This is a genomic window from Colwellia psychrerythraea (genome assembly GCF_000764185.1).
GTDB lineage: Bacteria > Pseudomonadota > Gammaproteobacteria > Enterobacterales > Alteromonadaceae > Colwellia > Colwellia psychrerythraea_B.
On sequence record NZ_JQEC01000021.1, the window covers coordinates 229,711 to 241,554 of the forward strand.

The 11,844-nt window shown below is 37.1% G+C and carries 9 protein-coding genes; 4 read left to right on the top strand and 5 right to left on the bottom strand.

Features of this window, described 5'->3' with window-relative positions:
- The first annotated feature begins 5 nt into the window (after positions 1-5).
- From GAB14E_RS12505 to GAB14E_RS12490, 4 genes are all read left to right on the top strand, one after another.
- The gene (locus GAB14E_RS12505; RefSeq protein WP_197061189.1) at positions 6-4,001 is read left to right on the top strand and encodes a translocation/assembly module TamB domain-containing protein; all 3,996 of its coding nucleotides are present in this window, start codon (positions 6-8) and stop codon (positions 3,999-4,001) included.
- A 186-nt stretch (positions 4,002-4,187) separates the two neighbouring features.
- Positions 4,188-6,089 (top strand): nitrilase-related carbon-nitrogen hydrolase, encoded by a 1,902-nt coding sequence (locus GAB14E_RS12500; RefSeq protein WP_033082169.1) that lies wholly within the window; start codon positions 4,188-4,190, stop codon positions 6,087-6,089.
- Between the two features lie 47 nt (positions 6,090-6,136).
- Positions 6,137-7,273 (top strand): GNAT family N-acetyltransferase, encoded by a 1,137-nt coding sequence (locus GAB14E_RS12495; RefSeq protein ID WP_052093655.1) that lies wholly within the window; start codon positions 6,137-6,139, stop codon positions 7,271-7,273.
- A 72-nt stretch (positions 7,274-7,345) separates the two neighbouring features.
- Entirely contained in the window at positions 7,346-7,942 is a 597-nt protein-coding gene (locus GAB14E_RS12490; RefSeq protein ID WP_033082170.1) for a DUF938 domain-containing protein, read from the top strand.
- A 39-nt stretch (positions 7,943-7,981) separates the two neighbouring features.
- Here the strand turns inward: GAB14E_RS12490 and GAB14E_RS12485 are convergent, their stop codons facing one another.
- From GAB14E_RS12485 to GAB14E_RS12465, 5 genes are all read right to left on the bottom strand, one after another.
- The gene (locus GAB14E_RS12485; protein WP_033082171.1) at positions 7,982-8,299 is read right to left on the bottom strand and encodes a hypothetical protein; all 318 of its coding nucleotides are present in this window, start codon (positions 8,297-8,299) and stop codon (positions 7,982-7,984) included.
- Between the two features lie 2 nt (positions 8,300-8,301).
- Complete coding sequence (locus tag GAB14E_RS12480; protein ID WP_033082172.1) at positions 8,302-8,607, bottom strand: hypothetical protein; 306 nt, start codon at positions 8,605-8,607, stop codon at positions 8,302-8,304.
- A gap of 49 nt (positions 8,608-8,656) precedes the next feature.
- Positions 8,657-9,088 carry a hypothetical protein gene (locus GAB14E_RS12475; protein WP_033082173.1) on the bottom strand — a complete coding sequence of 144 codons (432 nt, stop codon included), beginning with the start codon at positions 9,086-9,088 and terminating at the stop codon, positions 8,657-8,659.
- A gap of 317 nt (positions 9,089-9,405) precedes the next feature.
- Positions 9,406-10,053, bottom strand: coding sequence for a redoxin domain-containing protein (locus tag GAB14E_RS12470; RefSeq protein WP_033082174.1), 648 nt, complete (start codon positions 10,051-10,053; stop codon positions 9,406-9,408).
- Between the two features lie 282 nt (positions 10,054-10,335).
- Positions 10,336-11,781, bottom strand: coding sequence for a biotin carboxylase (locus GAB14E_RS12465; RefSeq protein ID WP_033082175.1), 1,446 nt, complete (start codon positions 11,779-11,781; stop codon positions 10,336-10,338).
- Positions 11,782-11,844 lie beyond the last annotated feature (63 nt).

Sequence of the window (11,844 nt, forward strand, 5' to 3'; positions counted from 1 at the left end):
ATAGAATGTATAAGCTTACTTATAAAGTGATGAAGTGGCTAATCTTACTCTTTTGTTTATTCACTGTATTACTGACCACACCAATAGGCAGCCAACTAACCATTAGCTTAGTAAACAATATTGACGGCATTAATGCTGATTACAAGGCTGGCTCATTAATAAGAGATATTGAACTCAACTCTTTTCACCTTAACTTAGCAACTTTAGACATTAAAGTGACCGATTTAGCCGCTGAAATTGATTTTTCATGCTCTTGGCGAAAAAAACTCTGCCTTGAAGCCTTACGAGTCAACACGTTTTCCTTAACGTATATCAATGATAATTTACAAGATAACTTGGATAAAAAGTCAGATGGAAGGTCGAAAGATGAAGCTTTGGTAAATACGGTCTCTATTGATGCTACCACAGAAAATACAGCAACATTAAATGATGACCGTCTGTTTGTTATGCCCTTTGCCATCGAGGCGCAAGCAGTAGAGTTTACTAAAAGCCATTTGGCCATTAACCAAACGGTAATAGATATTGAGCAGTTCACCGCACAGCTTGATATTAAGGCCAGCCAATTTTCTATCTTGCAGCCAAATGCTGACAAATTAACGATTGCGCTAGCAAAAAACACTAGCGATGAAAAACATAGCTCGACAAAAAATCAAACTAATAATACACAAGAAATGGCAAATTCAGTACACACTGCTTTTAGTACACTGCCTGAAGTCCCTTTACCGATATCGTTAAATATACAACAGTTATTTGTTGATAAGTTACGCATAATAGATCATCAAACACAGAAAAATAATACTGTGAAGAGTGCCGTCAAAAGTAAGAGTCAATGGCCTTATCAACAAAGCCACCTTAGCGGTACTTGGGTTAAAAGTGACGTTAATATAACAAATTTTAAAACTAACACAGTAGAGTACAAAATTAGCCAGTCAACGCTAAAAACTGAGCTTATTCCGCCTTATAAAATTAATGCGCAGTTAGTTGCCCAACTAACTAACATAGCACATTGGCCACAAGCGTCTGGTTCAACAATAGACTTATCACTACAAGGCTCTTTTGATGATTTAACTGTCAGTACTACCAGTAAAGGCAGCGTTGTTTTAACCAGCCAAGCACACATTAATTTAACAAAACAACAACTGCCTTTTACACTACAATTATCAGCGGACAAACTGCCCCTCCCCTTGTCTTTAGCGCAATACGGCAAGCCATCATCGTTGTCCTTAGAGCTAGCGGGTAATTTAGTTGAGCAAACGATTAATTTAACTAGCCGGCTTAATAGTTATGGTTATAAAGATGCTCAATTAAATGTATCAGCCAAACATCAACAAGGTTTGATCACTTTTAAAGAATTAGCATTTAACGAACAAGACTCTCACAGCCAATTAGACATACACGGAAGTATTGATTTTCAATCAGAAATAACAAGTTGGCAATTATTTGCTGAATCGCCTGGTTTTACCTTGCCAAAAATAAACCTCAAGGCGCTAGTATTTCCGCAAGCTATTAACAGTAGCGCTAAAAATAGTGTTAACCCCAGTGTGAATGCCCAAAGCCAAGCGAATGTTATTGAAGACATATTGCCGGACGTTATTAATGGTCGAGTTTTAGGAAAAATAACCAGTGCTGGCTCTTGGTCAGAGTCACAATGGTCACTCTTTATTAACAATACCGATGTCTCTGCCACCATCAATGATTCTGTGATAATAATTAAAGGAGACATCGCTTTAAACCAATCTGGCTACTTATCATCAGGTGATTTAGCGCAAGCAGAGCTGCTAATAGCCGTTGATAAAGACCAATTAACCTTACAAACATCTGGTAATGAAAACTGGCAGGTAAAGGGCCAACTCGTGATTACTGAAATAAATCGCTGGTATGCATTGGTTAGTGGATCTATTGACAGTTATTTCACCATAACAGGTGATAAAAAAGACCCCGTTATTAGCTTACATAATAAATTCGGTCAGCTAAATTGGCAGCAGTTTCATAGCCCTTCTCTCGATATAATTGCTAGTTATCAACCTTTTAGAAAACATAAAATAAACTTAACTTTAAACAATAAACGTTTAAAGATCACAGATAAAAATAACAGCTTGAGTTTGCAAGATATTGTTCTTAAATTTTCTGGAGACATTAATAAGCAAAAATTTAAACTCGGTTGGCAAGGCGACCTTGCGGGCAAGTTGAAATTCACCAGCCAATGGCATGAATCACTTAACCAATGGCAAAGCACTATTGAAGAGGCAGCCTTAACTTATCAACAAGAAACTTGGCAAAACACTCACGATTTTTCATTAAATTTTAATGTCGATAAACAGCAGTTATTTATCGATAAACATTGCTGGCAAGGCACAGGTCTTGATATTTGTTTACCAAATGATGCCATTATTGGTGAATCAGGTGATATAAGTCTCGGATTAAACTTAGATTTATCGTTAATAGATGCATTGGTTTTGCCCAAAGAGGTGCAACTGCAGAGTAAAGTTTCAGGTGAGATAAAGGCGAAATGGTCACCTACGCAAGCAATATCAGCTCAAGCTAATTTTACAGTGTCATCGGGTAACATAACAGTGCATGACGAGTACCGTGAGCAACAAGTAAGTCAGTGGCGCGATGGCGAACTCTCGTTCAAGCTGAATGAAAATCTACTCAGCAGTAAATTCCAGCTAAATGACGCTCAAGATCGAAGGCTCATCAACATCAACTCAAAAGTAAACTTGGTTGATGACTTTGCTATTAATACTCAAATAGAACTTAATCAGTTTAATTTACAACCCTTTCAATCCCTTATTGGTAATGTAGTTAATTTACAAGGCCTAATATCCTCGATGCTAACCGTTAAGGGCACGATAAAGGTGCCTTTAATAAACGGCTATTTAGCACTCAATAATGGCGAGTTATTGTTAAGTCAAAACCCCAATAAACTTGAGCATATTAATGCTGAAGTTCAAATTAACAATAATCAAGCAAACCTACTTGGGGAGTTTTCAATAAAAGATAACAAAGCAAAGATCAAAGGTCAGCTTGCATGGCAAAATAACTTCATTATGGATATCGATCTTTATGCCGAGCAGTTACCGCTCGTATTTCCGCCACAATTGGCAGTGAAAGTATCCCCAAGATTAAATTTTTTACTCAAAGAAAAAATACTAACAATTACCGGCAACCTTGATGTACTAGCAGGGAATTATAATATTGAAAAACTGCCACATGGTAGTATTGATTTGAGTGATGATGTCATTATTATTGATGCTCAAGGTAAAGAGGTATTTAAAGAAAAATCTGGTTTAGCGATTGAAACCAATGTCAGTATTAATATCAAAAAAGCATTTAACGTGACAGGACAAGGTTTAGAAAGCCATTTGTTTGGCCAGTTACAAGTAACTCAACAACAAAAACAACCACTGCAACTTTTCGGTAATATTCAATCAGTAAATGGCAGCTACCAAGCTTACGGACAAAAGCTAACGATTGAAAAAGGCGAATTAACCTTTAACGGCCCGCTCACTAACCCCTATTTTAATTTACGCGCCAGTAGACATATTAAAGCCGAAGATATTGAAGTTGGACTGCAAATAACCGGTTTAGCTGACAATTTAGATATGCAATTATTCTCCACGCCTACGATGGAAGCCCCTGAAATGTTATCTTATTTAGCGCGAGGACGCGGTTTAGATTCAGGTGGCGGCAGTAGCTCCGCAGCCGCAAGCATGCTGATAGGTTTTGGGGTAACAAATAGTGTTGGTTTATTTGATCAACTAGAGAAACTTCCACTGATTAGTAATATTGCCGTTGATACTGAAGGTGAAGGCGATACCACACAAGCAACCATTAGTGGTTATGTGGGTGATCGTGTCTACTTGAAATACGGTATTGGTGTATACGAACCTATTAATGAATTGACGGTAAGATTATATTTACTTAATCGATTATGGTTAGAGATTGTCAGTGGCATTGAACAATCAAGTGATCTTTATTATTCATTTGATATTGATTGATGTTTACAGTTGCGTTTTTTTTGAACGATAAAAACTGCCGCTATAAAAAATGTATAAAAATAGCCTAGCCTATATATTTTAAGGTAAAATCTATCGGCTAGGCTATATCTTTCACACAGTGCATTGGCATAGTTCATTTACATTGTTAAATTCAAATAATCTTAAGTTACCTGGAAAATAAAAATCATGCGCGTAGCCGTTGTTCAGTTTGCCACCTCCTCAAATGTTCAAGAAAACCTAGCAAGCTGTATTCGTATGATAAATCAGGCGGCTCAATGTAAACCATCACTGATCGTGCTACCTGAATTTTGTAATACACTGTTTTCTAATGTACTTGTTCCTTATGTACCACAGAGTAAAACACAGTTTGATAAAAGTTTGACCTGTTACGCCAATCATGACCAAGCATGGCATGAAGCCCTAACCATTGAGGGGCCTTTTTTACAAGCTATAGCTGAGCAAGCAAAACAGCATAACTGCTACATTGTGATCAATGTGACTTTACGCCGAAATATTTCGTCTAATCTACCCGATAATGACAGCGGCGGCCTAGCCAGCTCGAACTCAGAACCAAACACTAAATCTAATATCAGCATCACTTCATGTTTGTACTGCCCGCTTGGTAAGCTTATTCACCAGGAAGATAAACAAAATTTAGTTGGCTCTGAAAAAGAATATTTCATTAGCACGAGTAAAGTGTCTGAGGTGATAGCAACACCTATCGGTAAACTGGGCCTGTTAAGCGATACCATGAGCTTCGATCCAGCACGAAAATTAGCATTCAGTGGTGCGCAATTATTGTGTAACTCTATTAATTCATTTGCTCTAGATCAAAGTCATTTACATGATCCTGCTCGCGCCTGCGAAAATAACGTTTTTTTTGCTACCGCCAATAAAGTCGGGTCCCTACTTTCTACTGAGCAAATGCTGGAACAATCGCAAGCAATAGCAGAAACACAGGATTTAATGCTCGAAGACGAGCTTTTCAGTACTCGCGTTGGCGCAGGTCAAAGCCAAATAGTTGCTGCCAACGGTAGAGTCCTAGCAAAGCTTGATAACAAACAAGAAGGTTTTATTTTTGCTGACATCGACTTATCTGTGACCCAAACAGCCGCTAGTCCCGAAACAGAAGTGGAAATAACTGTAGGTTTAAATAATAAATTCCGCCCTGACGGCACACAGCTTATTAAACAGCTGCGCCCGGAACTTTATCAAAGGCTAAAAGCGAGTATTAAACACACATTCCAAAATACATTTATGAAGGTCGAGAATGTTCCTGTGACGGCCAATGTGGCTATATTTGCAACATACAAATCTAATGAACAAGCCATTGAAGATGTTTGTCATTACATTGAGAATAACCTCACTGACATCATTCAATTACCAGAATTATTCTTTATTGCCGATAAAACAATTACTAATGATGTTAAACAAAGAGAGCAAATAGCCAACCTAAGTGAGCAACTAATTAAACAGGTAAGCGCCGTGCTTAGACCTTTTCAGTACCTATGCACAAGTTTAATTATTGAAGGTGTACATCAAGCGGTATTAATAAGCGAACAGGGTTTATTAGCTACACAGCAGCAATTACATTTTTGCCAACGATATCAATGGACTGAATTAGGTGAAAAATTAAATATTATAGAATTACCCTTAGAACAAGGTCGTATTAACCTTGCGATGCTAACCGCTGATGATGCTAACATAGCAGAAATAGTTCAAATAGCAGCTTTACATGGCTGCCACTTATTACTGGTACCTTTTGATATTCAAGAGCCGTGTGAAGTAGCATATAACTTGATAGCTCGCGCCGCTGAAAATAGAATTTGCATTGTCGCCGCGAGTCGCGAAAAAAGTTTTGTCCCCGAGTTACCGGCAGCTAACACTAAAAACAATATTTATCATAAGAATAAAGTTAAAGCACAGAAATCTACGGGGCTTATTGCTAATTTATCCACCGAGCCAGAGTTGTTACCTCAGTGGAAGACACAAAAATTTAATGGTTATATCAATCAGCCATTGGTTAAACTTCAATATGGTAAAATCACCAAAGCAGTAATTCACCCCATTGCCGCTTGTACTAAGTAAATATACCCAAGCGACTTCAAAAAGGTATTATATAAACAGCCACGCTAGTGAGAAATTATCAATTGAATGCCGACATAACTTTTAATTTTGTAGACAATATTGACAACATTACTGCGAGTCATTGGCAGAATTTAAATAACGCCTCCTGCCCTTTTCTACAATATGAATTTTTTGATGCCCTTGAAAAAAGCCAATCTGTCTGTGCTAAGCAAGGTTGGCAAGCACACCATTTAGTCGCAACAACGGCAACTGAAATGGCGGCAATTATGCCAATGTATTTGAAAAGTCATTCTTGGGGCGAATATGTTTTTGATTGGGACTGGGCGGATGCTTTTAAGCGTAATGGTATAGAGTATTACCCTAAATTAGTTGCTACTATCCCATTCACGCCGATTAGTAGTAATAAATTACTCTCTGCACAACTGCAAATACAGCAGTTATTTGAACCTTTAGTTGAACATTGCCAACAACAAAATATTAATAGCTGGCATATATTGTATTGCGATGAAATTAAAGCACCTTTACCTAAGGATGTTTATCAACGTAACACCGTGCAATTTCATTGGTTTAATCGTGATTATAAAACATTCGAAGATTTTCTCAGTACATTCACCTCACGTAAAAGAAAAAATACCCGTAAAGAACGATTGTCTATCTCCCAACAAAATATTAAAGTGCGTCAATTGAAAAATCACCAAATAAATCAACAAGACCTCGAGTTTTTTTATTTAACCTATCAGCTAACCTACATGAAACGTGGTCACCAACCTCATTTAAGTTTTGAGTTTTTTAACCAGATAGTCGCTAACATGGCGAACAACGTTTTACTGATCATCGCCAGTGATGAGCAAGAAGATATTGCCTCTGCACTGTTCTTTTATGATGATAATCAATTGTATGGTCGGTATTGGGGCTGTACTAAACAAGTTAATAACTTACATTTTGAGCTTTGTTATTATTTAGGCGTCGAGTTTTGCATTAACAACAAACTGCAAAGCTTTAATCCTGGCACTCAAGGCGAACACAAAATTCAAAGAGGTTTTGAACCGGTATTAACCTACTCTTATCACTGGATAAAACATCCCGGATTTAGACCTGCAATTAAAGATTTTTGCCAACAAGAGCAACGGCATATGTTAACGTATCAACAACAATGTCGGCAAATGCTGCCTTTTAAGCAATAAACTTTTAAAACGTCAGACTTTAAGTAAGTTACCGATCCCACATAATAAATATATCTACTATAAGAAAACATAATGAACAAACCATTCTCCCAAGCCTGTGAAAATAATAAACAAGCTATTTTAAATATTTTGAGCAAGGTTTTCTCAAACACTAATCATGTATTAGAGATTGGCTCAGGAACAGGTCAGCATGCTATTTTCTTCGGCCAGCACTTACCACATATCACTTGGCAGACTAGTGATTTAGCAATAAATCACCCAGGCATTAATGCCTGGTTAGACGAAGCCGATTTAACCAACATCCAAAGACCTATTATTGCTGACTTAAATAATAGTTGGCCTGCCTGTACTCAGCCTATTGATGCTATATATACAGCGAATACATTGCATATAATAAGCTGGCCATTAGTGGTTAACTTTTTTGAAGGCCTTGCACAAAACTTGCCATCACAAGCTAATATTTGCATATATGGTCCGTTTAATTACCAAGGGAAATTTACCAGCGAAAGCAATGCTAATTTTGATATTTGGCTTAAAGAGCGAGACAGCCAGAGTGGTATTCGTGATATAGAAGCGATTCTTACCTTAGCAAATACCGCAGGCCTGAAGTTAATAGACGATCATGTTATGCCTGCTAATAACCGTCTATTGGTTTTTTCGAAGATATAACAAAATGTAGCTAAATCAGCCACATTTTGTTGACAGTATCTATTGGCATATAGCTTTAATGCGGATTTTGTCTGTCCACCTGAGAAAACCATGATTCGTTAAATACTCAACATTGATCATAGCGGTGCCCGTTGGGCATTGCTGTAAAAGCTCAATATATGCTTGGTCAACATAACCGGTGTTATAAACAAAGCCGAGAATATTTTTTTGAGATTTTTCAATCGCAATGATTTTGCCATGCTCAAGTTCCTTTTGACTATTACTGCCAACATCAACTTGTGACATATGAATGCTACTAGTACACGCACTTAACATCATTATGGTAAGTATGCTAAGCAACAAAAATAGATTTTTCATCACTACACCTCATTGCAGTAAGCAGATACAATAACTTCTCTTTTAAAGACAAGTACATAACCTGTAGTTTGATGTTTGGTATATACCCCTTCTATCTTTCCTGTTGGGCATTGTGCCTTAAGATTTCCAATGGCTTCATCAACAAAAGCATTGCTAAAATTGATGCCAATGAGATTCCAGCTAGATGAATTGGTACTAATTATATTTTCTCTTTCTGCTGGTACCTGTGTCATTGATACTGTATTTAAACCAACACAACCACTGAGTGTTATACCAACTAGTGATACTAATAATGTATTTTTAAACATATGTTTTTCCTAAATTGAATTAGATTTGTCTGGATTGAGCTAGATTTCACTAAATTGAATTAATACAGTAGCCCTTGATGCGTACAACCTCGCCACTTACTGGTCCAACATTGGTCGCTTCACGAACAGACGTTAAGCCGGTTATTTTTTTACTGGGACAGGCTTTGATAACTTCAGACAGCACTTGATCAGCATATGCATCGTCATATACCGGATTACCGGTTGTTGGGCCAAAGTTACTGATTGCTAAGATAAATGCCACCAGCTCTAAATCTTCACTTGTTGAAGCTGATTTTGCTACTTCTGAGCCAATCTCTGCAGCTTTAGCGGCATCAAAACCAAGCTCATTTACTTGAATAGCAAATGGCGTTAACGTCCCCTGTGACTGATCTATCTCACCTATATGAACATGGTGAAGCTGGCTACATCCACCAATGAGAAAAAAACTAAGCCCAAATATACTTTTCAATTTTATCGGCATATATGCCTACCTATTGTTAATGTGATTTACTAATGTTTAGTGACTAAACATTAGTGATAAAACGTGTGACAATTATACGATTTATTGTAACCAAGACATGTACTTTACTGTTTAGTTAATGTAGTAGAAGTGTTAGAAACTGTGAGCTTAATGGTACAAAGAAGTTAGGCTGAATGCCTTACAGAGAAGGTAGAAAGAAGAGAATGTTTAAAGTTAGAAGAAAAACAATAAGCCAATCACCTTGATAACAGCCTTTGCTGAATAACTCGAAAAATTATTGTGCTGTCGAAAATTTAGGTTAGTTTTAGATTAACTCGCTACAACCATTTTTTATATTCATTATACACATCTAGTGGCTCTGCTCGTTCGGTGTAATCTTCTTCTAAAAAAGCATAACGAATGGTATGACTCTTATCAATAATATAGGTAGCTGGGGTAGGCAAAACAAAGTCATCAATACAGGTACGTATTGTTAGGTCAATGCCCCACTTTAGCAATAACTCCTTCATTTCGTCGTTTACGCCATAAGTCAGACCAAATTTTGTTGCTAACCGATAATGTTTATCCTCCCAGATAGGAAAACCCAGTTTATTATCTTCTATTGCTTGGTCAGACAGAGAAGATATTTCACCAGAAACGACGATGAAATTTATTGGTTCATCAACTGATTTTATAAATTTATGCCATTGTTGTAGCTCTAACATACAGTACGGACACCAGGCACCTCTGATGAAGTTGATAATGATCGGTGCTTGTAACAACACGTTATCTAATTCCACAATATGACCTTTACTGCCATATATTTGTCCATGTTCTATCACACTACCGACATTTAATTTATTTTGCAGGCTGTGCTTTTTTTGAAGTAAAGAAATATTTCGGCTTAAAACTTCAAGTACTTCAGCTGGTACTGATTTTTCGAAGGAATTTTTATATTTTCTTAATCGATCAGTAAGTGAAGGCATAATGAGATGTTCTTTTTTAAAGTTACATTAATTGTAGAACGTTAATTATTTTAAGACAATATATGCCAAAAGATAACTCAGTATTCTAGCAATAAACACTTACCTTTCTCTTTATCATTTCTAGAAGTATTGCGTAGGAATAGGATAGCAATATACGTTAATTTTATGCAATATAAACAATGTACTAACCGCAAATCCCCGAGGGCTTGTAAGGTGATTGCGGTTAACTACATTTTATTAACTGATACTAATACAGTAGGGTTTTCTCACTAGGACTTAGGGTTAGAATATCTTACCTAGAATATCTGTATCAGATAAACTTGGATGTATTTCAGTCTCTAGGCTTGCCGATTGAAATCGAGATTTCATCGCCCCAACCCAGTTTTTTGCCCGGGGGGTAAGTTTGTCATTTTTGGTTTGTAAATGACCTCTGACTAATAATACGCCCATATCAGCACCTTTATAAATGTATTCACCCGGTCCTAAAATCCGAAGAAAAAATGCTTCATCCATACCCGATACATTGCTCCAATCGGCAGTACGTCGTACCAACTCAACATCATTATTTTGTGTGGTTCGCCAAATACCTGAGCGGGGTACTTGTTTCAACAATCGAACATCATCACCGGTATGTTTAAACACGACTTGCGACCAGGTATCAAAATCACTCCAGCGTTTCTGGATCTCACGAATGTTGATATCATAATCAATGCCCATGTGCTCAAGTAAATGAAACATCAATAAGGGTATACCGCCATATTTTTGTGTCAGTAAATTGGTAATAGGTGAAGCGCCACTGATACGTGGATTTAATTCACCCAAATACATACGACCATCTTTTTTATCAATTAAATAATCAATACAGAAAGTGCCTTTATAACCTTCCTGGTAAAGTCGCTCACCAAATTTTTTCACCATGCGTTCTAATTTTGTACGGGCAGTTTTTTCCAGCACATTCGCAAAACCTTCATTACCGCTCCAGCCACCTTTATACGGTGTAAGCTCTTTATGACCAACAAGCTCAGTTAAAATAGGACCAACAATGGTACCGTGTTTAGTTGCTACGGCTTCAACAGTGCCGCAACGTGGATCAATACGTTTCATCACTTTTATTTCTTGGCCAACAATTAATTTTTCAACTTGTTGCCAATCTTTTTTGCAGGCGATAAAAAAGGTAGTTTTACCAGAATCTCCGTAAGGTGTTTGCACCACTAAATCTTTACCTAACTTACCTGATTTAGCCAAATCCATAAGTTGTTCAAAAGTATCAGCTTCACCTAATACATTTGGCACACTAGCAACCCCTGCCTCATTAGCCATTTGTGTGGTGACAATTTTTGAGTCTAAATGATTGCGCAATTCATAGGATGGCATCGCGAGATTAATTCCCCTACTTTTGGCAAGTTGTTCAGTTTTTTCATTAAACATCACGGCCATCATATGACCACCCTCACCTTGTTTTTCCATAAAGGTTTTGGTTTCATTATGATCTAACAGGTAATTTACCACATCCTCTAAGCAGGTGAATTCTGGCGAACCACGGTCTTTTGGGGTAAAAACTCGATGATGGACACCATCAAAGCAATCAAAGTAGTTAACATAGGTCAACGAAGGAACTAATTGACCTAGCCCTAAAATATTAAAAGGCGATGCTGAAACAAAATATATCGGCTTTTTGTAGGTTCGAAAAAATTTATATATTTCAGTTAAACCATTAAGTTTTTTCATAGCGGTATTCTCTTTTTATTATGAATGTGAAAGTGAATGTGATTAACCGTCTGTGAGTTATGC

What these genes read in the sequence shown, in the direction of transcription:
- GAB14E_RS12505 (WP_197061189.1), top strand. Translation starts at nt 6, where the DNA reads ATGTATAAGCTTACTTATAAAGTGATGAAGTGGCTAATCTTACTCTTT.
- GAB14E_RS12500 (WP_033082169.1), top strand. Translation starts at nt 4,188, where the DNA reads ATGCGCGTAGCCGTTGTTCAGTTTGCCACCTCCTCAAATGTTCAAGAA.
- GAB14E_RS12480 (WP_033082172.1), bottom strand. Translation starts at nt 8,607, where the DNA reads ATGTTTAAAAATACATTATTAGTATCACTAGTTGGTATAACACTCAGT.
- GAB14E_RS12465 (WP_033082175.1), bottom strand. Translation starts at nt 11,781, where the DNA reads ATGAAAAAACTTAATGGTTTAACTGAAATATATAAATTTTTTCGAACC.
- GAB14E_RS12490 (WP_033082170.1), top strand. Translation starts at nt 7,346, where the DNA reads ATGAACAAACCATTCTCCCAAGCCTGTGAAAATAATAAACAAGCTATT.
- GAB14E_RS12475 (WP_033082173.1), bottom strand. Translation starts at nt 9,088, where the DNA reads ATGCCGATAAAATTGAAAAGTATATTTGGGCTTAGTTTTTTTCTCATT.
- GAB14E_RS12485 (WP_033082171.1), bottom strand. Translation starts at nt 8,299, where the DNA reads ATGAAAAATCTATTTTTGTTGCTTAGCATACTTACCATAATGATGTTA.
- GAB14E_RS12470 (WP_033082174.1), bottom strand. Translation starts at nt 10,053, where the DNA reads ATGCCTTCACTTACTGATCGATTAAGAAAATATAAAAATTCCTTCGAA.